The organism is Streptomyces sp. CWNU-52B (assembly GCF_047444975.1).
Taxonomy (GTDB): domain Bacteria; phylum Actinomycetota; class Actinomycetes; order Streptomycetales; family Streptomycetaceae; genus Streptomyces.
Map to the genome: position 1 here is coordinate 1 of NZ_JBLFJV010000048.1, position 19,209 is coordinate 19,209.

General features: G+C 70.4%; 20 protein-coding genes. 12 read left to right on the forward strand and 8 right to left on the reverse strand.

The features are described from left to right. From ACLVWQ_RS32600 to ACLVWQ_RS32610, 3 genes are all read left to right on the forward strand, one after another. Positions 1 to 1,557: hypothetical protein (locus ACLVWQ_RS32600; RefSeq protein ID WP_414112838.1), on the forward strand; the 1,557-nt coding region annotated here is incomplete at its 5' end. A gap of 171 nt (positions 1,558 to 1,728) precedes the next feature. Further along, entirely contained in the window at positions 1,729 to 3,249 is a 1,521-nt protein-coding gene (locus ACLVWQ_RS32605) for a cryptochrome/photolyase family protein (RefSeq protein WP_414112839.1), read from the forward strand. A 75-nt stretch (positions 3,250 to 3,324) separates the two neighbouring features. Next, a complete protein-coding gene (locus ACLVWQ_RS32610) occupies positions 3,325 to 4,605 on the forward strand; it encodes a spore photoproduct lyase family protein (RefSeq protein WP_414112840.1) in 1,281 nt (426 codons plus the stop codon). Positions 4,606 to 4,628: 23 nt separating this feature from the next. On the opposite strand, the gene ACLVWQ_RS32615 is transcribed toward ACLVWQ_RS32610, so the two are convergent. From ACLVWQ_RS32615 to ACLVWQ_RS32625, 3 genes are read right to left on the reverse strand one after another with little or no spacing between them, the layout of a single operon-like run. Continuing rightward, entirely contained in the window at positions 4,629 to 4,844 is a 216-nt protein-coding gene (locus tag ACLVWQ_RS32615) for a DUF397 domain-containing protein (protein ID WP_414112841.1), read from the reverse strand. Continuing rightward, positions 4,831 to 5,052, reverse strand: a complete 222-nt coding sequence (locus tag ACLVWQ_RS32620; protein WP_414112842.1) for a DUF397 domain-containing protein — start codon at positions 5,050 to 5,052, stop codon at positions 4,831 to 4,833. The genes ACLVWQ_RS32615 and ACLVWQ_RS32620 overlap by 14 nt, the downstream gene beginning before the upstream one ends. Further along, on the reverse strand, positions 5,049 to 5,978 hold the full coding sequence (locus ACLVWQ_RS32625) for a helix-turn-helix domain-containing protein (protein ID WP_414112843.1): 930 nt from the start codon (positions 5,976 to 5,978) through the stop codon (positions 5,049 to 5,051). The genes ACLVWQ_RS32620 and ACLVWQ_RS32625 overlap by 4 nt, the downstream gene beginning before the upstream one ends. 141 nt (positions 5,979 to 6,119) lie before the next feature. On the opposite strand from ACLVWQ_RS32625, the gene ACLVWQ_RS32630 reads away from it, so the two are divergent. The 4 genes from ACLVWQ_RS32630 to ACLVWQ_RS32645 all read left to right on the forward strand — a co-directional run bounded on the left by ACLVWQ_RS32630 (position 6,120) and on the right by ACLVWQ_RS32645 (position 8,683). Further along, complete coding sequence (locus ACLVWQ_RS32630) at positions 6,120 to 6,650, forward strand: ATP-binding protein (RefSeq protein WP_414112844.1); 531 nt, start codon at positions 6,120 to 6,122, stop codon at positions 6,648 to 6,650. Between the two features lie 13 nt (positions 6,651 to 6,663). Continuing rightward, positions 6,664 to 6,915 (forward strand): type II toxin-antitoxin system Phd/YefM family antitoxin, encoded by a 252-nt coding sequence (locus ACLVWQ_RS32635; RefSeq protein WP_414112845.1) that lies wholly within the window; start codon positions 6,664 to 6,666, stop codon positions 6,913 to 6,915. Then, the gene (locus ACLVWQ_RS32640) at positions 6,912 to 7,340 is read left to right on the forward strand and encodes a PIN domain-containing protein (protein ID WP_414112846.1); all 429 of its coding nucleotides are present in this window, start codon (positions 6,912 to 6,914) and stop codon (positions 7,338 to 7,340) included. The genes ACLVWQ_RS32635 and ACLVWQ_RS32640 overlap by 4 nt, the downstream gene beginning before the upstream one ends. A 173-nt stretch (positions 7,341 to 7,513) precedes the next feature. Continuing rightward, entirely contained in the window at positions 7,514 to 8,683 is a 1,170-nt protein-coding gene (locus tag ACLVWQ_RS32645) for a phthiocerol/phthiodiolone dimycocerosyl transferase family protein (protein ID WP_414112847.1), read from the forward strand. A 119-nt stretch (positions 8,684 to 8,802) separates the two neighbouring features. On the opposite strand, the gene katG is transcribed toward ACLVWQ_RS32645, so the two are convergent. Both katG and ACLVWQ_RS32655 read right to left on the reverse strand, forming a co-directional pair. After that, the gene (gene katG, locus ACLVWQ_RS32650; protein ID WP_414112848.1) at positions 8,803 to 11,031 is read right to left on the reverse strand and encodes a catalase/peroxidase HPI; all 2,229 of its coding nucleotides are present in this window, start codon (positions 11,029 to 11,031) and stop codon (positions 8,803 to 8,805) included. A 35-nt stretch (positions 11,032 to 11,066) separates the two neighbouring features. After that, a complete protein-coding gene (locus ACLVWQ_RS32655) occupies positions 11,067 to 11,504 on the reverse strand; it encodes a Fur family transcriptional regulator (protein ID WP_414112849.1) in 438 nt (145 codons plus the stop codon). Between the two features lie 153 nt (positions 11,505 to 11,657). Here ACLVWQ_RS32655 and ACLVWQ_RS32660 point away from each other — a divergent pair, with 153 nt between their 5' ends. The 5 genes from ACLVWQ_RS32660 (at position 11,658) to ACLVWQ_RS32680 (ending at position 15,476) form a co-directional block, all read left to right on the forward strand. Next, positions 11,658 to 12,101, forward strand: coding sequence for a cell division protein SepF (locus ACLVWQ_RS32660; RefSeq protein WP_414112850.1), 444 nt, complete (start codon positions 11,658 to 11,660; stop codon positions 12,099 to 12,101). A gap of 114 nt (positions 12,102 to 12,215) precedes the next feature. After that, complete coding sequence (locus ACLVWQ_RS32665) at positions 12,216 to 13,463, forward strand: ATP-binding protein (protein ID WP_414112851.1); 1,248 nt, start codon at positions 12,216 to 12,218, stop codon at positions 13,461 to 13,463. Then, a complete protein-coding gene (locus ACLVWQ_RS32670; RefSeq protein ID WP_414112852.1) occupies positions 13,460 to 13,786 on the forward strand; it encodes a nucleotide pyrophosphohydrolase in 327 nt (108 codons plus the stop codon). Before ACLVWQ_RS32665 ends, ACLVWQ_RS32670 begins: the two co-directional genes overlap by 4 nt. A gap of 222 nt (positions 13,787 to 14,008) precedes the next feature. Beyond that, a complete protein-coding gene (locus ACLVWQ_RS32675; RefSeq protein ID WP_414112853.1) occupies positions 14,009 to 14,470 on the forward strand; it encodes a DUF6099 family protein in 462 nt (153 codons plus the stop codon). Between the two features lie 85 nt (positions 14,471 to 14,555). Further along, on the forward strand, positions 14,556 to 15,476 hold the full coding sequence (locus tag ACLVWQ_RS32680; protein WP_414112854.1) for an LLM class F420-dependent oxidoreductase: 921 nt from the start codon (positions 14,556 to 14,558) through the stop codon (positions 15,474 to 15,476). 52 nt (positions 15,477 to 15,528) lie between these two features. Here the strand turns inward: ACLVWQ_RS32680 and ACLVWQ_RS32685 are convergent, their stop codons facing one another. The 3 genes from ACLVWQ_RS32685 to ACLVWQ_RS32695 form a co-directional block, all read right to left on the reverse strand. Further along, entirely contained in the window at positions 15,529 to 16,182 is a 654-nt protein-coding gene (locus ACLVWQ_RS32685; RefSeq protein ID WP_414112855.1) for a response regulator, read from the reverse strand. A gap of 4 nt (positions 16,183 to 16,186) precedes the next feature. Beyond that, positions 16,187 to 17,761, reverse strand: a complete 1,575-nt coding sequence (locus ACLVWQ_RS32690; protein ID WP_414112856.1) for a sensor histidine kinase — start codon at positions 17,759 to 17,761, stop codon at positions 16,187 to 16,189. A 137-nt stretch (positions 17,762 to 17,898) separates the two neighbouring features. Beyond that, the gene (locus ACLVWQ_RS32695) at positions 17,899 to 19,197 is read right to left on the reverse strand and encodes a Clp protease N-terminal domain-containing protein (protein WP_414112857.1); all 1,299 of its coding nucleotides are present in this window, start codon (positions 19,195 to 19,197) and stop codon (positions 17,899 to 17,901) included. Positions 19,198 to 19,209 lie beyond the last annotated feature (12 nt).

Here is a 19,209-nt window from a genome sequence, read left to right on the forward strand (position 1 = left end):
CAGTTGCACGGCCCGCGCGACAGCCGCCCCCGCTTCGTGGTGCGTTCTGGCTTCGACGTACGCCGGTTCACATATGACGGTGATCCGGTCACGGATCTCACGGTGCGGGTCGCGTTGCGTGGTGTGGACGGCGATGGGGACGGTCAGTCGGCGGGTGTGTTCGGTCAACTCGACGCGGGCGTGGCGGAGTTCTTGAACGCTCCTGGTTACCGTTTGCCGAACGGTGACGTGTTGCATGTGTCGGTCGAGCTGGTCGCCCCGACCGACGATCCACATTTGACGGTGGATCTGGTGGGCCGGGACAGGCCGATGGATCAGACCTCCTGGTGGGCGGATGCGGACCCGGTCCAGATGGTCCACGAGCTGACCCACCAGCTCGGTCTGCGGGACGAGTACCGGGACGCGGATTCCCCGCACCGCCCGCACGTCGCGGGCAGCCTTCTCGGTGCGCTGGACGAGAGCCCGGAGGATTCCTCGCTCGCGGTCGCCGGTCTGCGGGACCGTCACATGGCCCTGCTCGGCGCACTGATCGGGGACGTGGACGCAACCCCGCAACCCCAGCAGAGCGAGCAGGACGCCGCCGACGCGGATCTCGACCAGACCTGGGACGCGGTACGCAACGCCACCTCAGCCATCCTCCGCAAATCCATCTGGGTGGACCCGGTCTCCCTGCCCCGCCCGGCGGACGGCAGCCAGGAGACGGCCGAGGTCCCGGCACGCATGCAGCAGGAACCCAACGCGACACCCATCCCGTTCACGTCGGGCCGTTTCGAGTTCACCAACTTGAATCACGTGAACGAGAAGTACCGCGACAAGGCGGTGCGGATCATCGATGTGCTGCGGAAGCACGACACGATCAGGGAGTACATCGGCGACCGCCAGGTCCGTATCACCCTGCATCTGCGGACGACGGAGACCCCGGCCGACGTGACGGACCGCGGTGAGAACGGCGTCTACATCAACCTCGCGAGCTACTACTTCGAGAAGTACGACGTCGGTTACATCATGGGGATGCTCGCCCATGAGATCGGCCTGCACCCGCTCGCCTCCCGCAACCGGGACATCCCGGACGAGGAGGAGATGTTCCGAGGCATCCCGCTGCCGGTACCGGGTCTTGCGGACCTTGCGACGCCGCGCACGATGAACACCGACGGCGCGGGCCAGGCCGACCACATCATGGCCGCGTTCCCCAGCAGCACCCGGCACCGGATCTACCGGGACATCGTGGTGGGCATGGCCGGTGTCCTGGCGGAGGACGCGCGTGCGGGGGAGGAGGGCGCGAAGGCCCAGGACGTCACCGACCTGATCGACTGCTACCTGATGGACCTCGCCTCCATCGCCCTCACCAACGACTACCGGATGAACGCGGCGAAGGAACCCAACTACACGGCGAGGGTCTTCAACGCGTACAAGGAGATGCTCAGGACCCAGCTGGCGCAGAACCCGGCGCTCCTGGCCCTCATGCCGTCGAACAAGAGCATGTTCGGCGTGATCAACGACTTCCGTCGCATCGGCACGGCCATCGCGATAGGCAACAGCGGCGACAGCATCCAGTAGGACCGACATCGAAGCGGTGCACGAGTACCTCCACTTCTACCTGCGGTACGGGAGCGGGGTTACCGGCGTGTGTCGCGCACCGTTCGCGCTGTCGTCCGCTTTGATCTGCGGAGTAGGCGTCGCGCCCCGCAGATGCCGACGAGGCGACAGACCGTCGACGGAGCCCTCCGCATGGCTGACGAAAAGTCCGGTACGACCCACTGGCTGTTCGGTGATCAGCTCGGACCCCACTTCGTGGATCCCGCGCGCGGTGGTCCGCACCGGGACGCGCCGCTGCTGATGATCGAGGCCCGCAGCGTGCTGCGACGCACCCGTTTCCACCGGGCCAAGGCCCACTTGGTCCTCTCCGCGATGCGCCACCGGGCCGCCGAACTCGGCGACCGGGTGCGGTACGTCAAGGCCGACACCTACCGGCAGGGTCTGCGCGAAGCGGTCGGGGACGGCACGGTGACCGTGCACCATCCCACGTCCCACGCCGCCCACGCGTTCGTACGCGCGCTGCCCTCCGTACGTGTGCTGCCGGCGCGCGGTTTTCTCGTGGCGCACGACGAGTTCAGGGAGTGGGCCGACGGCCACGGCTCGAAACACCTCCGGCAGGAGGACTTCTACCGATGGGTCCGCCGGACGCACGACCTGCTGATGGACGGCGACCGGCCCACCGGAGGGCGTTGGAACCTGGACCACGACAACCGGCAGCCCCCGCCGAAGGGCGCCGCCCAGTTGGGCGTCCCCGCGCCCTACCGCCCTCGGGAGAGCGACATCGACGCCGAGGTGCGGGCCGACCTCGACCGCTGGTCGCGCGACGGGGACGTCGAGTTCGTGGGTGAGGACGGACCACGTGCGTTCCCCGCCACCCGCCGGGAGGCACTGGCCGCGCTGCGTCGCTTCGTCGAGCACCGGCTCGCCACGTTCGGCGCGTACGAGGACGCGGTTCTCGCCCATGACGCGACGATGAGCCACAGCCTCCTCTCCTCCTCGCTCAACCTCGGCCTCCTGGACCCCGCCGAATGCGTCGAACGGGCCGAGGCGCGATGGCGTGCGGGCGAGGTACCGCTCAACAGCGCCGAGGGGTTCGTACGGCAGATCGCCGGATGGCGCGAGTTCGTCTGGCACGTCTACTGGTACTTCGGCACGGAGTACCGCGCGAGCAACACCCTGCGCCACCGGAAGCCACTGCCCGACTGGTTCACGGAACTGTCCCCGGACATGCCCGGTGCGACCGACGCGAACTGTCTCACCCACGTCCTGGACCAGGTCAGAACGACGGGCTGGACCCACCACATCCCCCGCCTGATGATCCTGGGCAGCTACGCGCTGCAACGCGGCTGGGAGCCCCGAGCCGTCACCGACTGGTTCCACCGCAGCTTCGTCGACGGCTACGACTGGGTCATGGTGCCGAACGTGGTGGGCATGTCGCAGTACGCGGACGGGGGCCGCATGACCACAAAGCCCTACACCTCCGGAGGCGCGTACATCGACCGCATGAGCGATCTCTGCGGCCCCTGCCGGTACGAGCCGTCCGTACGGGTCGGTGAGGACGCCTGCCCCTTCACCGCCGGGTACTGGAACCTCCTGCACCGCCATCGCGACCGGTTCGAACACAACGCGCGGATGACCCAGGCGGTACGGGGGCTCGACCGCCTTTCCGACCTGGAGGAGCTGCTGAAGCAGGAACGCGACCGCCAGGACTGAGAATCTCGGCGTGGAGGTGTGAGGGCGTGGTGGCGCGGCGACGTGGTGACGTGGTGACGTGGAAAGGACCAGCGCGTGAATGAGGCAGCGGACGAGGAAGCGGCGGACGAGGAAGCGGCGGACGAGGAAGCGGCGGACGAGGAAGCGGCGGACGAGACGACGCCGGGACCCGTCTCAGGCCGGCCCGAGCAGCAAACTCTCTTCGAGTGGTCGGACCCCGCACTCACCCCCGGGCCCGTGCCTGCGCCCACCCCCGCACGGCCGGGGTACGCGGCGTTCCGGGACAGCCCACAGGCACGACGGATGCTCGACGTCCGCGAGGTCTACGCGGAGCCGGCGGCCCTCGACTCCCCGCGCGGCCAACAGATCATGGCCAGACTGGGGCCCGGCGTGCGCGTGACCGAGGTCGCCGGACACTGGCGTATCCCCTCCCTCCACGGCAACGACGGCAACATCGCCAGGTGGGTCCGCGTCAAGACCGAGACCCTCGTCCTGGGGGTCAAGCACTCCCTCACGACACGCCCCAACGGCAGGTCGGCCGACTGGATCGCCCCGGGTCCCTCCAACGGCTGCGCGATGGCCTGCGCGTACTGCTACGTCCCCCGCCGCAAGGGGTTCGCCAACCCCATCACCCTGTTCACCAACATCGAGGCGATCGTGGCGCACGTACGGCGTCATGTACGGGCCCAGGGCCCCAAACCGGAACCCAACCAGTGCGACCCCGAGGCCTGGGTCTACGACATCGGCGAGAACGGAGACTGCTCCGTCGACGCCCTGGTCTGCGACAACACGGCGGATCTCGTGGCGGCGTTCCGTGGCCTGCCGACGGCGAAGGCCTCCTTCGCGACCAAGTTCGTCAACCCCGACCTGCTGGCACTGGACCCGCAGCGACGTACCCGGGTGCGCTTCTCCGTCATGCCGCCCGACGACGCCCGGCTCCTGGACATCCGTACGAGTCCGGTACCGGAGCGGATCGCGGCGGCCGCCGACTTCCTCGACGCCGGGTACGAGGTCCACTTCAACCTCTCTCCCGTCGTACTGCGTCCGGGGTGGGAGCGGGACTGGGCCGACCTGCTGACCCACCTCGACGACGTGCTGCCCGCACGGGTGAAGGAGCAGGCGGCGGCCGAGGTCATCATGCTGACCCACAACCAGGCACTGCACGAGGTCAACCTGGGCTGGCACCCGCGCGCCGAGGAGGCGTTGTGGCAGCCGGACATCCAGGAGACCAAGCGCTCCCAGAACGGAGCGCTGAACGTCCGCTACGCCTTGGAGACCAAGCAGCGGTCCCTGACCCGCCTACGGGAACTGCTGGCGGCACACGCCCCGTGGCTGCGTATCAGATACGCGTTCTGAGGCGCTCGCGTAGATCGAACTGTTCAGGAGCTGCGCTCCACGGAGGCTGCCCCGACGAACCCGGCCCACGCCTCACGAGACACGCGTACGACCGGTCCGGCCACGGCCTTCGAGTCCCGCACGTGCACAACTTCCGTACTGGCCGCGATCTCCACGCACTGACCGCCCTCGGCGCCGCTGTAGCTGCTCGTGAGCCAGGTGAGATGGGACGCGACGGCGAACGTCTTAGCGTTGCTCATGGTGATGGTGTCCATCCCCCAGTACGAACCCGGCCCATGCTTCATGGGATACGTGTATGACTGGTCCGGCCGCGGTTTTCGAGTCCCGGATGTGCACAACTCCTGTACTGGCCGCGATCTCCACGCACTGACCACCCTCGGTTCCGCTGTAGCTGCTCTTGAACCAGGTGAGGTCGGACGCGACGGCCGAGGACTCAGCGTTGTTCATAGCGATTCCGACAACCCTTCGATGAAAGCCAACGACTCTCGCGGAGTGAGAGCCTGTGACCGGATAATCCCATAGCGCGCAGCGGCGAGAACCGTCTGTTCCGGATCGGTTTCAAGAGCGCTCGTGGCGTGTGCCTCGGAGTACACGAATCTCTTGCTGTCCTTCCGAGTGACGACGGTGAACGGGCCGTTGACGCCCGCGTTGTCCTCACAGTCGAGCGGCATGATCTGGATCTCGACGTTCCGCTTCTGGCCGACCACGAGGAGCTGCTCCAACTGTTCCCGCAGTACGTCGTTGCCGCCGTAGCGGTGTCGCAGCACCGCCTCGTCCATTACGAAACCCAGTAGCGGCGTGGGGCGTCGGTCGAAGATGTCCTGCCGGGCCAGCCGTGCGGTCACCCGCTGATCGATCGTCTCCTGGTCCAGGTTCGGACGCCGCATGGCAAGCAGGGACCTCATGTAATCCTCGGTCTGGAGCAGGCCGTTGACGACGTGCGTGTCGTACATGAGCAGCTCGACGCACTCCTTCTCCAGGGTCGCCATCCCCTGGAAGAACACCGGATATTGAGCCCGCTCCACCTGCTCCTTCCACACGCTCAACAACCCTCCCGCGTCCAGCACTTCGTCCGCTCGGTCGATGAGCTGCGGTGACGGAATCCGCCGCCCCTGCTCGAACGACGCGACGCTGGCGGCCGAGTACCCCAACCGCTTGCCGAACTCCTCGCGTTCCAGCCCCGCCCGTACCCGCAGCGTCTTCATGCTCTGGCCGAACGCGATCACCACGCCGTGGCCCGACTTGTCCGCGGCGCGTGGTGCGGTGCCGTCGTCGGTGTCCCAGCCCTCCCCGAAACTCACCGTCACCCCCTCGACCGCCGCGACGGCCCCCGCCCGGGTCCCCGAGTCCGTATCCGTCCGCTCACTCACCATGACCGCCTCCCTGGTCCAACGGCCGCCGGGGAGCGCCGTCACGCCGTGGGTCTCGTACCCGAACCGCCACCGCGCGTACAACGGTCCGCGTCGGTGCGTCACCACTGGTCACGCTACGCCACGACCGGGACCGTTATCGGCATGACGAACAACCCCGGCAGCCTCAGCCGCACCATCCAACGCGCGCGTCCCACCGATCATTTGATCGCCGCTCACGCTCTGTTCGACCACGCCTTCGAGATGCGCTTCACCTCCACATCCCGAGGGGCGCGGCTCGCGCGGAGGCTGGCCGCGCACCGGCTGGACACGTGGGGGATTCCGTACGACACCGGTCCGCACGACACCATCGTGCTGATCGTCGCCGAGTTGGCGGCCAACGCGGTGCGGCACGGGCACGTCCCCGGCAGGGACTTCCACCTGTCGCTGCGGACGACGGCCCGCACGCGGACCGCCCGTGTCGAGGTCACCGACGCCCGCGCAGAACGCGTACCGCCCCGGCCGGGGGCTCTGCGCGTACCGGATGCCGAGGACGCCGGTGGCCGGGGTCTCCTCCTTGTCGCCGGACTCGCGACCCGGTGGGACTGGCACCTGCGGCCCGACGGGCCGGGCAAGACGGTGTGGGCGGAGTGCGGCATCTCAGAGCGTGATCTCTCGCCCGCGAGAACACGGTAGTACCATGTACTACATGGAGACGACCGCGCGTGAGTTCAACCAGAACGCCTCGAAGATCCTGGCCGCGGCCGAGCGCGGCGAGCAGATCACGGTGACCAAGAACGGTCGGGCGGTCGCCATACTGTCGCCGGTGACGGGCGACGCCGTCCCGCCCCACCCCGTGGACCCCATGGGTGAGGACGCGGAGGCCCCCGTTTTCCACAGCGGCTCGGCCATCGATTGGTCGGCCGGACGCGGCGCCTACCTGGAGGGGTTCGGCGCGTGACCGTACTCATCGCCGATACGTCGGGTCTGTATACGTTCCTCGACGCGGACGCCCCCGAACACGGAGCCTGCCGGAAGGCCGTGGCCACCGCGTCCCACCTCGTGGTTTCCCCGTTGGTCCTTGCCGAACTCGACTATTTGCTGAGCACGCGCATCGGGCCCGGTGCCGCCGAGGCGGCGCTCGCTCACGTACGCGACCAAGCGGCCGTCCGGCGGTACGCGGTCCCAGAGGTGGAGCCGCATCTGTCCACCGCCCTCGTCACCATGCGGCGGTATCCGCAGATCGGGCTGACGGACACGATGAACGTGGTGATGGCCGCCGAGTACCGTACGGACGCGATCCTGACCCTCGACCGGCGCCACTTCAGAATGGTCAGACCTCTGACGGGGCACACGGCGTTCCGCCTCTGGCCGGACGACCTGTGAGTGTGAGGGGCGTCGTGCGCTGCGAGCGGCCGAGTTTCACCGGGAATCGTCGAGGTAGACGCTCTCCGACTGCCGGACTTGGGGAGAAGGCGAGCGGCACAGTGACGAAGAGCAGTGTTCGAGGCGAGTCGTTGCGGGCGCTCGGCGCATTCGAGAGAACCATCGATCTCTACATGCACAGAAACCCTGTGCAGTTCTCGCTGGTAGCTGAGCTGGAAGGCCATGTGTCGGCGGCGGATCTGGCCAAGGCCCTGATGTGCGTGCAGGGGCGGCATCCGCTCCTCGGGGCCGCGGTCGACCGAAGCGGGTCGGAAGCCCTGTACCGCCGGGCGGAAGGCCCGATCGGCGTCGGAACGGCCGTCGCCGGGACACCCTGGCAGGCGATTGTCGCCAGCGAGCAGACCCGCCCCATTCCGGCGGAGCCAGGCCCGCTGCTGCGTGCCGTTCTCATCCCCGGAGACGCGGGATGCTCCGTCGTCCTGACCTTCGCCCACCAGATCACCGACGGGGTCGGAGGCCTCCAGGTGCTGCTGGAACTGGTGGCAGCCCTCGACGGCGAGGAAGGCGGCGGACCGACGCACGGCGTTCCGCGGTCGCAGGAGGATCTCCTTGCCGGTCTCGCCCGTCCCGAACCGCCGGAGGACAAGGAGAAGGTCGAGGTCGAGGTCGAGGACGAGCGTATGGACGCGGCCGGAGAGCTCGTGCCGTTCTCCGGACGGCTGCCGCATGTGTCTGCTCTCGCCCTGGACCAGGAGCTGACCGCGCGGCTCGTCGACCGCTGTCGCGCGGAGCATGTGTCGGTGCACGCGGCGCTCTGCGCGGCCGCCTCCACGGTGTTCCACCGCGGGGGTCGCGAGTTCGTGAGGGTGCTCAGCCCGGTGGATCTGCGCCGTGCGGTCGGCCTGCCCGCGGACATCGCCAACCGGTTCGCGGGCGCTCGGACCGCGAGTGACGCGGCCGACGCGGACGACTTCTGGGCGCTCACCCGGCACCACCATCAAGCGCTCGGGCGGCAGCGCACCCCCGACGTGCTGCGGGCCGGCTCCGCGGCTCTGTCCCAGAGCCCACCGCAGACTCCGGAGGTCGCCGAGGCGATGATGGCCGCGGTCACGGCGGCGGACATCCAGATCACCAACCTCGGCGCGGCGGAAGCACACCGGTCGAACCCGGCTTCGCTCAGGGCCTTGTGGGGGCCCGCGCAGATCACGCAGCTGCGAGGGGAACACGTTCTCGGTGTCGTCACCGTCGGAGGACGCCTACGGATGACGGAACTGACCCACGACCCCGTGCCCGCTCTCCTGCCCGAGCTGGGCGCCGCCCTCGCTCAGGCATGCGCCGGCTGAGATCGGGCGGGTTCCCGTCAAGGCAGATGCCCGAGCCGGTCCAAGTGGACCGACCCGGGCATCATCATCCGAGCAGGCTGAACGGACGCTGTGATCAGATCAGATCAGATCAGATCAGATCAGATCAGGTCGAAGCGGTCCGCGTTCGAGACCTTCGTCCATGCCGCGACGAAGTCCTTCACGAACTTCTCCTTCGCGTCGTCGCTCGCGTAGACCTCGGCCAGCGCGCGCAGCTCCGAGTTCGAGCCGAAGACGAGGTCGGCGCGGGTGCCGGTCCACTTGACGGCGCCGGAGGCGTCGCGGCCCTCGAAGGTGGTCTGGTCCTCGGAGGTCGAGCTCCACGTCGTGCCCAGGTCCAGCAGGTTGACGAAGAAGTCGTTCGTCAGGGTGCCCGGGGTGTCGGTGAAGACGCCGTGCGCGGACTGGGCGTGGTTCGCGCCCAGGACCCGCAGGCCGCCGACGAGGACGGTCAGCTCGGGGGCGCTCAGGTTGAGCAGGTTCGCCCTGTCGAGCAGCAGGAACTCGGCCGGCAGGCGGTTGCCCTTGCCGAGGTAGTTGCGGAACCCGTCGGCGGTCGGTTCGAGCGCGGCGAACGACTCCACGTCCGTCTGCTCCTGCGTCGCGTCGGTACGGCCCGGCGTGAACGGGACCTCGACCTCGACGCCGCCGTCCTTCGCGGCCTTCTCGACGCCCGCCGCACCGGCGAGCACGATCAGGTCGGCCAGGGAGATCTGCTTGCCGCCGGACTGAGCCGAGTTGAAGGACTCCTGGACACCCTCGAGGGTGCGCAGCACCGAGGCCAGCTGGTCGGGGTTGTTGACCTCCCAGCCGCTCTGCGGCTGCAGACGGATGCGCGCGCCGTTGGCGCCGCCGCGCTTGTCGCTGCCGCGGAAGGACGAGGCCGACGCCCACGCGGTGGACACCAGCTCCGAGACCGACAGGTCCGAGGCGAGGATCCGGCTCTTGAGGTCCGCGACGTCCGCCGCGTCCACCAGCTCGTGCGTCACCGGCGGAACCGGGTCCTGCCACGGCAGGGTCTCCTCCGGGACCTCCGGGCCGAGGTACAGCGACTTCGGGCCCAGGTCGCGGTGGGTCAGCTTGTACCAGGCACGGGCGAAGGCGTCCGCGAACTGGTCGGGGTTCTCGTAGAAGCGACGCGAGATCGGCTCGTACGTCGGGTCGAACCGCAGCGCGAGGTCGGTCGTCAGCATCGTCGGGGCGTGGCTCTTCGACGGGTCGTGGGCGTCGGGGATGGTGCCCGCGCCCGCGCCGTCCTTCGCGACCCACTGGTTGGCACCCGCGGGGCTCTGCGTCAGCTCCCACTCGTACTCGAACAGGTTCTTGAAGAACCCGTTCGTCCACTGGGTCGGCGCGCTCGTCCAGGTGACCTCCAGGCCACTGGTGATCGCGTCGCCGCCCTTGCCGGTGCCGTACGAGTTCTTCCAGCCGAGGCCCTGCTGCTCCAGCGGGGCGGCCTCGGGGTCGTCGCCGACGTTGTCCGCGGGGCCCGCGCCGTGGGTCTTGCCGAAGGTGTGACCGCCCGCGATCAGGGCGACCGTCTCCTCGTCGTTCATCGCCATGCGGCGGAACGTCTCACGGATGTCGCGGGCCGAGGCCAGCGGGTCCGGGTTGCCGTTCGGGCCCTCGGGGTTGACGTAGATGAGGCCCATCTGGACGGCGCCGAGCGGGTTCTCCAGCTCACGGTCGCCGGTGTAGCGCTCGTCGGCGAGCCAGGTGGTCTCGGGACCCCAGTACACGTCCTCGTCGGGCTCCCACACGTCCGCGCGGCCGCCGGCGAAGCCGAAGGTCTCGAAGCCCATCGTCTCCAGGGCGACGTTGCCGGTGAGGATCATGAGGTCGGCCCACGAGATGCTCTGGCCGTACTTCTTCTTGACCGGCCACAGCAGCCGACGGGCCTTGTCGAGGTTGCCGTTGTCCGGCCAGCTGTTCAGCGGGGCGAAGCGCTGCTGGCCGGCGCCGCCGCCACCGCGGCCGTCGCTGATGCGGTAGGTGCCGGCGCTGTGCCAGGCCATCCGGATCATGAGCGGGCCGTAGTTGCCGAAGTCGGCGGGCCACCAGTCCTGCGAGGTCGTCAGGACCTCGGCGATGTCCTGTTTGACCGCGGCGAGGTCCAGGCCCTGGAACGCCTCGGCGTAGTCGAACTCCTCACCGAGCGGGTTCGCCACGGCGGGGTTCTGGGCGAGGATCTTCAGGTTGAGGCGCTCCGGCCACCACTGGCGGTTGCCGCCGCCCTGGGTCGGGTGCGGGGCACGACCGTGCGCGACCGGGCAGCCTCCGGTCTCCTCCGGCTTCGGGTCCGTGACGATCGCGTCATGGTTGTCGGTCATAAGGGGAATCCTTCCGAACGGGGCGAATCACATGCTCAGGAACTGCCGGTGGTGGTACAGGAGGGGCACAGGCCCCAGTAGATGACCTCGGCCTCGTCGACCGAGAATCCGTGGTCCTGGGAAGCGGTGAGGCAGGGGGCGTGGCCGGTCGCACAGTCGACGTCGGCCACGACACCGCACGACCGGCACACGAGATGGTGGTGGTTGTCCCCGACACGGCCCTCGAAGAGGGCCGGGCTGCCGGGCGGCTCGATACGGCGCACGAGTCCGGCCGTGGTCAGCGCGTGGAGCGCCTCGTACACGGCTTGCAGCGAGATGTGGCCCACGCGGGCTCGTACCTCCGCGGCGATCGCCTCGACACCGAGGTGATCACCGTCACGGACGGTGTCGAGCAGCGCGACACGGGCGGCCGTCACCCGCAGGCCGGCACCGCGCAGCTCATCGGCGGTCGCCGGGGTCTGGGATGCGGGCATGGGGGCCAACCTACTTTCATAAACACGAACAGTTCAAGTAAACGAATGATGCAAGTCTTGATGTGTCGGGTTGGGGGACTGTTTGCCGGTTCTTGGCCTTGTGACCTGGCCGGACGGCTGCGGATCGTGTCGCATTGGGCCGAACAGGTGACCATGCGCCACAATGGCCGATGCAGCCAATCAGCACGACCAGGGCGGGGGGAGCCGGTGCACAGCCACGACGTCACCGATGAACAGTGGGAAGGGCTCGCCCAGGTCGTTCCTCTGCGCGGCCGTGATGCATGGCCGTCGGCGGTGGGCCACCGGGCGATCCCGGACGCGGAGACCGAGACGCGGCGCCGCTTCGTGGTCCTGCGGGTCACGATCTTCGCGGACGCCCGTGAGGTCGCCGAGACCCTGATGGCCGGTATCCCGGTCCTCCTGGACCTCACCAGCGCCGAGACGGACGTCGCCAAGCGCGTACTCGACTTCAGCACGGGTGTGGTCTTCGGCCTGGCGAGCGGGATGCACCGGGTCGACCGGAACGTGTTCCTGCTCACGCCGCCGGGAACCGAGGTGCGGGGCCTGATGGAGGGCGCGGGGATCCCCGGCGTGTGACCGGTGCCCGGTGACGGCCCGTGGTGTCCCTCGGCCGCCTGTGGTGTCCCTCGATCGTAGGAAGGTCCGCGGGCGAAACGGTTCGGCCCCGGGGTGGAGCCCTACCGTCCGGATATGACCGTGTCATCTCGCGGAACCCGCACGAAGGCCGAAGCACGTGAAGTGCGTGAAGTACGCGCCGCGCATGAAGCGCGTGAAGCGCGTCCGGACCGGCCGATCGTCACCGAACTGCGCCTCTCCGCGTTCGCCGCGCACCGCCGTGCCGGATTCCCGCTCGGCCCCCTCAGCCTCTTCGCCGGACCCAGCGGCAGCGGAAAGTCGAGCGCCCTGCGCGCGTACGAGGCACTGGCGCGGCTCGGCGGCGGCGCCGAACTGGCCGAGGCGTTCCCGGATCCGGCCGCCTGCGTTCCCGAGCGGGCCCGTCCCGACGCCCAGCGCCGACGCGGATTCCGCATCGGCTGTACGGCGGACGGCCCCGAGGGACCCGTACGCCTCGACGTGGCCGTGCAGGCCGATCCCGAACTGCGCGTCGTGGGCGAGCGGTTGACCGCGGGCGGGCTCACCCTGCTGGAGACGGCGCTGCGTGACCCGGGCCGCCGGACGGTGCAGGCGGCCTGGCACACGGCGGGCCTGGCCCCGGTGACGAGGGCACCCCTGCCCGACGACCGGCTCGGCACCGCGCTCCTGCCGCTGCGCGTCGCGGGCAAGACGGACGGCCAGCGCCACGTCATCGCCGCCGCGGAGCAGATGGTCGTCGCCCTGCGGTCGGTCTTCGCCTGCGATCCGCTGCCCCGTTCCATGCGCGCCGCCGTGCCGCTCGGCACGGGCCGACTGGTGCGCGGCTGCGACAACCTCGCCGAGGTGCTGTGGCGTACGCGCGCCGAGTGCGGGCGGCGGCACGCACTGCTCGTCGACGCGGTGCGGGCGGGCTGCGCGGGGCCGGTCCACGACGTCCTGGTGGAGAGCGTGACCGGTGGGGCGAACCGCGGGGGGAACGACCGGGCGAGGGGCGGCGCGGCAGGCACGGTCCGTGCGCTGCTCGACCGGGGCGACGGCCTGCGGACCCCGCTCGGCCGCCTGGGGGACGGCGAGTTGAGGTATCTCGCGCTGGCCATGGTGCTGCTCACCGGGCCCGGAGTCCTTGAGGTCGACCCGGCGGGGGAGGTGCCCGCGGCGCTGCAGACACTCACCGTGCTGGCCGACGGGTTCGACCGCGATCTGGACGTACGGCAGCGGGAGGGGCTCGTCCGGCTGGCGGCCCGCATGTGCGAGCGTGGGCACATCAGGCTGGTGGCTGCCGTGAGCGATGCTTCCTGGGTGGCGGGGATGGGCGGCGTGACGGTGGTAGACCTGGAGTCGTGACCGAACTTGATGTGGCGACACTGACGAACAGGCTGGCCGCGTTCGCCGCGGCGCGTAACTGGGAGCCGTACCACACGCCCAAGAACCTGGCCGCCGCGCTCAGCGTGGAGGCGTCCGAACTCCTGGAGATCTTCCAGTGGTTGACGCCCGAGGAGTCGGCCCGCGTGATGGCCGACCCGGAGACCGCCCCGCGCGTGCAGGACGAAGTCGCGGACGTGCTCGCCTACTTGCTTCAGCTGTGCGGGGTGCTCGGCATAGATCCGCTCGCCGCGCTCGACGCGAAGGTGGACCGGAACGAGAGGCGGTTCCCGGCGGCGGAGTGACTGCGCCCGGCGGCTCGGCCTCGCGCTCGGAAAATGAGGCCAGGACTTCCGATTGTGACTCTCCGGAGTTGTTGATCTGTCAGTTTTCGATTGCGTGTCCGTAGATTTCAGACTTCCTCTGGCTTTTCGTCCCGAGGGGCCTCACTCTGGGTAGTGGCAGGCGGAGTTCGGGCAGGCGTGCGGACCGTACGGACGGCGCGTCGGGACAGACGGGGACAGTGCATGGAAGCGGTGCGGCTCATCGGCGCGAGCAGGTGTGCCCTGATGAGGAGCGGCGACGCCTCCGAGACCATGATCGAGGCATGGCAGGCCTCGGCTCTCGCCCAGGCGATAGGCAGTCGGCTGGCGGTGTCCGGACCACCCGAACTACGGGGCGAGGCACTGGGGTTGACGGAGCTGGCGGGCCGGGGCTGCGGGGTTCTGGGCACTCCGGCGCTCGACCTCGGTAGCCTGCGGGCCGCGCGGCTCACCGAGCTCGGAGACGCGCGCCGGGCGCTCCTCGACCTCGGGGGGCTGCTCGGCGAGGTCGGTATCGCCCTCGTCGGCGTTGCCTGCGCGGCGGCGGAGGAGTCGACGTACTGGCAGTGCATGGAGGCCATCGACGCGGCGGACGAGTCCCGTGACCGGGTACTGGAGATGCTCCGAAGACTTGCGGTACGGGATCAGGGGGCGGCCGCGGGATAGAGCGGGACGGAGCCGGCGGGGCGGGAAGCGGCCGACCGGCGGTATCGGTGCGAGGGACCGGAGTGCGACCGTGCAGGATGGAGACATGGATCTCCGTATCTTCACCGAGCCCCAGCAAGGGGCGACCTACGACACCCTGCTCGCCGTGGCGAAGGCCACCGAGGACCTCGGCTTCGACGCCTTCTTCCGGTCCGACCACTACCTCCGCATGGGGGAGGGGGACGGCCTCCCGGGCCCGACGGACGCCTGGCTCACCCTCGCCGGACTCGCCCGCGAGACCAAGCGGATCCGCCTCGGCACGCTGATGACCGCCGGCACCTTCCGCCTCCCCGGCGTCCTGGCCATCCAGGTCGCCCAGGTCGACCAGATGTCCGGCGGCCGCGTCGAACTGGGCCTGGGCGCGGGCTGGTTCGAGGAGGAGCACACGGCGTACGGCATCCCGTTCCCGAAGGAGAAGTTCGCCCGGCTGGAGGAACAGCTGGCGATCGTCACCGGGTTGTGGGACACCCCGGTGGGCGAGACCTTCAGCTACGACGGCACCTACTACCAGCTCACCGACTCACCCGCGCTGCCCAAGCCCGCACAGTCCAAGGTGCCGGTGCTCATCGGCGGCCACGGTCCCGTCCGCACCCCGCGCCTCACCGCCCGGTACGCCGACGAGTTCAACATGCCCTTCGCGTCGGTCGAGGACAGCGAGCGGCAGTTCGGCCGAGTGCGGGCCGCCGCGGAGGAGGCCGGCCGCAAGAGCACCGACCTCGTCTACTCCAACGCGCTCATCGTGTGCGTGGGCAAGGACGACGCGGAGGTGGCCCGCAGGGCGGCCTCGATCGGCCGTGAGGTGGCGGAGCTGAAGGCCAACGGCCTGACGGGGTCCCCGGCCGAGGTCGTCGACAAGATCGGCAGCTACGCGGAAGCGGGCTCGCAGCGGATCTACCTCCAGATCATGGACCTCGACGATCTGGACCACCTGGAACTCATCTCCTCCCAGGTCCAGTCCCAGCTCTGAGGGCCGGCCGGCCGGCTCCCGCCGCCAGGTGAGCCCCGTGCTCCCCGTGCTCTCAGCGGTCGGTGAGCAGGCCGGCGTCATGGGCCAGGACCGCGGCCTGTACGCGGTTGGCACAGCCGGTGCGGGTCAGGATCCGGCTGATGTGTGCCTTGACCGTGCCCGCGCTCAGATACAGCTGCTCGGCGATCTCCGCGTTGGACAGACCGGTGCCGAGCAGCCGCAGGACATCCCGCTCGGCCGGGGTCAGCTCCTCGGTCCTGCGCAGGGCGGCCTCCGTGTCGCGGCCGGTCCGTACGTGCCGGTCCAGCAGTTGGCGGGTGATGCGGGGGGCCAGGACCGGCTCACCGCTCGCGGCGAGCTGCACGGCGCGGATCAGTTCGACGGGGCCGGTGTCCTTGAGGAGGAATCCGCTCGCCCCGGCCCGCAGGGCGCGCGTCACGCTCGCCTCCTCGCCGAACGCCGTGAGCATCACGACGTACGTGCGCGGCGAGAGGCGGGCGATGTCCTCGGCGGCGGCGATCCCGTCCCTGCCCGGCATCTGGATGTCGAGCAGCGCCACATCGATCTCCTGCGTGCGGCACGCCGCGGCGGCCTCCAGGCCGTCGCCGGCCTCGGCCACCACTTCGATGTCCTCGGCGTTCTCCAGGATCAGCCGGATCCCGACGCGCATCAGCGCCTCGTCGTCGGCGACCAGAACTCGGATCATCGACTCATCTTAGGGTGGCCGTCAGCAGCAGGAACACGAGGGAACCCACCGTCGGCAGGACCACGAGCACCGCGGCGCAGCCCGCTCCCAGGACCCGCGGCCACGTCAGGACCTCGTCCGACAGCGGGGACCGGCTCCCGTCCGACAGGGGGTACCGGTTCCCGCCCCCTTCGGTGGCGCCGGAGAGGGGACGGGGCGCACCCGCAAGATGTGCGGGTGCCGGTGCCGGTGCCGGTGCGGACGTGGACGCGGGCGCAACCGGCCCAGGCCCGCTCCCGCTTCCGCTCCCGCTTCCGTTCCCGTTCCCGTTCGCCTGGGGCGGCAGCCAGGCCGCCACGCGGAACCCTCCGCCGACCAGGAAACCCGACTCGAACCCTCCGCCGAGCAGCGAGATCCGCTCCTGGAGCCCGGCCAGCCCGCTGCGCGTTCCGCCCTGGGACCGGACATCCGTACGCGGCAACTCGTTGGTGACGGACACTCCGATCCCGCCGTCAAGGCTCCTGACCTCCACCCGGGTGGGTGCCCCGGACGCGTGTTTCAGTACGTTCGTCAGTCCTTCGCGGACCACCCGGTGGATCGCCTGCCGGCCGCGGTCGCCCAACGGGGCCGAGCCGGGCACGGACCAGTCGAGTTCGACCGCGCCGCCCGTCCGCCGGGACTCCGCCACCAGAGCGGTGATGTCCTCGTACGTCCCCCGGTCGTTCCCGGAGTCGTCGGCCGGGTCCGCGGGGCGCGCGAGGTCCGCGTGACGCAGCACCCCGAGGATCTCGCGCAGCTCGTCCATGGCCGTACGGGCCGTCGTACGCAACAGCTCCGCCTGCCCGGCGAGGGGCGGCGCCTGGCGCGCGGCGGCGAGTTCCAGCGCCCCGGCGTGCACCGAGATCAGGCTCAGCCGGTGCCCCAGGAGATCGTGCATCTCGCTCGCGATCCGGTTCCGCTCCTCCAGCCGGGCCGTCGAGGCGCTCAGCGCACGGGCCTGTTCCAGATAGTCGTTGCGCTCGCGGAGCAGGTTGACCAGCAGTCGGCGCTGTCCCAGCAGAGTCCCGGTGAGGGCGGGCAGCACCAGGAGCAGTACCGCCGTGGCCGCGGCGGCGGCCAGTTCCAACGGCAGCTTCTCCCACCGGGGGATCGTCAGGGCGACGGTCAGGAGGGCCACGGCGGCGCAGTCCGTCCCGACGACCTGCCAGGCACGCCGCGTCGGAGTGATGCGCCGGGTGGCGGACAGCACGATCAGCGGTACCACGGCCATCATCCATACGTTGACGCCCAGGAGCAGCGGAGCGACCCCGAGGACGGCCGCGACCGGCCTGCCACGCCGCGCGGCGACGAGCACGGTCGCCCACAGCGCCTCGCACACCGCCAGGACGGGCCGGTCCGGTGGCACCAGCGGCAGGGGGAGCAGCCCGAGGGCCATCGTCGAGGCGCAGAGCAGCGCCTCGACGCGTACCGTCCGGCGCGGAGCCGCGCGCACGGCGGCCCAGCTCTCGGCCGCGGCGTGCCGTATCCGCCGAGGGACGCCGGCCGGCCCGCGCCCCGGCGGCGTGGCAGACCGCTCCGGGTCCTCGGGCACCTGACTCATGACCACTCCTGCTCCCGTTCCCGCTCCTGCTCGTGCTCGCGGACCCGCTGGTGTTTTCCGAACCCGCTGGTGTTCCTGAACCAGAAGGAGGAACGGTAGCTCCGTCGGTGACGGTCGCCGGCCGGCCCTCCTGGCTGTCACGCGCCCAGCCGGCGGCCCAGCTCCGCCCGCAGGGCGGCCACGTCCACCTCACCGGAGGCCCGCAGCAGCCGTACGACCTCGGTCGCGCCCTCTGCTCCCGTCCCGGTTCCCGGCTCGGTTCCCGCTTCGGCCGCCACGTCCGCCGCCGGGGGCTCGTCGAGCAGCGCGGACAGCAGGTGGACCGTACCGACGGTGGGAGAGCCATGCTCGGCGGCGCTGAGGTGCGCGACCGCCTGGATCCGCTTGACGACTTCGGAGCGCCGTACACCGGTGTTCTCGACGAGACCGGTGACATCGGGCGTCGGCGCGGAGGCGACCGCCGCGAGGGTCAGCGGAGTCTGCCGCACGCCGTGCCGGTGCGCCAGGGCGGGGGCCGCGTTCGCCGCCGCGAGACTCTCGGGAAGCGACCGGCCGGCGACGGACAGCGCCCGGTCCAGGGCCAGGATGCCCAGCAGAAGATCTACGGGCCCTGCCTCCACCCGCCCGTATCGCGTCGCCTGCCGCAGCGCCTCGACGGACACCGCGGCGAGCACCGGCGAGCCGTACAGGCCGGCCCCCGCGGTCCACGACGTCAACGCGCGGGTCAGCCGGTTGCCGCTCTTGCCCAGGGTCCCGGCCCTGCGGAGCAGGACGACGCCGTGGGACTGGGGCCTCTCGCCCTGCGTGCCGACGGCCGGCCCGTCCAGCGCCGCCGCCACGGTGGCCGGGTCCAGCCTCTGCAGCAGCAGCGCTTCCCGCGCCCTGCTGTCGGGCAGGTCCACCAGGGACCGGGCCACGTGCCAGCAGCGCACCGAGACGGTCCCTTCGGCGCGGGCCGCCCTGATCGCGAGCAGCAGACACGTACGCAGCGCCCCGGTCATCCCGAGCTGTGCCCGGCCGCTCTCCCGGGCGGCGCCGCGCGAGCCGAAGCCGTTGCGCCACTGCGCCTCGCGCCAGGCGGCGTCGACCTCGTACGTGTCGGCCTCGGCGGTCTCCGGGGCGAGGGCGGCCGGTACGTCGCCGTCCTCGGTCTCGGTCGCCCAACCGCCGTCCGACCGGGCGGCGATCAGGCCGCCGAGTGAACCGGCGGCCCGCATGCCCGGTGTGATCGCCGCACCGGCGGCCGTGTCCCCCATGACGAGCGCGTCCAGCAGGACGTCCGTACCCACGACCGACGACTCGCGCTTGACCGAGGTGCGCAGGGCCGCGACGAGCAGGTCCATGACGTCGGGCTCGAACTCGGTGGTCGCTCCGGTCATCGGCTGCCCGTCCTGATCCTGATCCTGGCCGGCCCGGACTTGGTCGTGGTGGTTCATCGGACGTTCCCC

Excerpts from the sequence above, each read along its gene's own strand:
- ACLVWQ_RS32630 (WP_414112844.1), top strand. The coding sequence starts at position 6,120 with ATGACGAACAACCCCGGCAGCCTCAGCCGCACCATCCAACGCGCGCGT.
- ACLVWQ_RS32660 (WP_414112850.1), top strand. The coding sequence starts at position 11,658 with ATGCGCCACAATGGCCGATGCAGCCAATCAGCACGACCAGGGCGGGGG.
- ACLVWQ_RS32605 (WP_414112839.1), top strand. The coding sequence starts at position 1,729 with ATGGCTGACGAAAAGTCCGGTACGACCCACTGGCTGTTCGGTGATCAG.
- ACLVWQ_RS32620 (WP_414112842.1), bottom strand. The coding sequence starts at position 5,052 with ATGAACAACGCTGAGTCCTCGGCCGTCGCGTCCGACCTCACCTGGTTC.
- ACLVWQ_RS32625 (WP_414112843.1), bottom strand. The coding sequence starts at position 5,978 with ATGGTGAGTGAGCGGACGGATACGGACTCGGGGACCCGGGCGGGGGCC.
- ACLVWQ_RS32635 (WP_414112845.1), top strand. The coding sequence starts at position 6,664 with ATGGAGACGACCGCGCGTGAGTTCAACCAGAACGCCTCGAAGATCCTG.
- ACLVWQ_RS32680 (WP_414112854.1), top strand. The coding sequence starts at position 14,556 with ATGGATCTCCGTATCTTCACCGAGCCCCAGCAAGGGGCGACCTACGAC.
- ACLVWQ_RS32675 (WP_414112853.1), top strand. The coding sequence starts at position 14,009 with ATGGAAGCGGTGCGGCTCATCGGCGCGAGCAGGTGTGCCCTGATGAGG.
- ACLVWQ_RS32685 (WP_414112855.1), bottom strand. The coding sequence starts at position 16,182 with ATGATCCGAGTTCTGGTCGCCGACGACGAGGCGCTGATGCGCGTCGGG.
- ACLVWQ_RS32690 (WP_414112856.1), bottom strand. The coding sequence starts at position 17,761 with ATGAGTCAGGTGCCCGAGGACCCGGAGCGGTCTGCCACGCCGCCGGGG.
- katG (WP_414112848.1), bottom strand. The coding sequence starts at position 11,031 with ATGACCGACAACCATGACGCGATCGTCACGGACCCGAAGCCGGAGGAG.
- ACLVWQ_RS32695 (WP_414112857.1), bottom strand. The coding sequence starts at position 19,197 with ATGAACCACCACGACCAAGTCCGGGCCGGCCAGGATCAGGATCAGGAC.
- ACLVWQ_RS32665 (WP_414112851.1), top strand. The coding sequence starts at position 12,216 with ATGACCGTGTCATCTCGCGGAACCCGCACGAAGGCCGAAGCACGTGAA.
- ACLVWQ_RS32615 (WP_414112841.1), bottom strand. The coding sequence starts at position 4,844 with ATGAGCAACGCTAAGACGTTCGCCGTCGCGTCCCATCTCACCTGGCTC.
- ACLVWQ_RS32645 (WP_414112847.1), top strand. The coding sequence starts at position 7,514 with ATGCACAGAAACCCTGTGCAGTTCTCGCTGGTAGCTGAGCTGGAAGGC.
- ACLVWQ_RS32655 (WP_414112849.1), bottom strand. The coding sequence starts at position 11,504 with ATGCCCGCATCCCAGACCCCGGCGACCGCCGATGAGCTGCGCGGTGCC.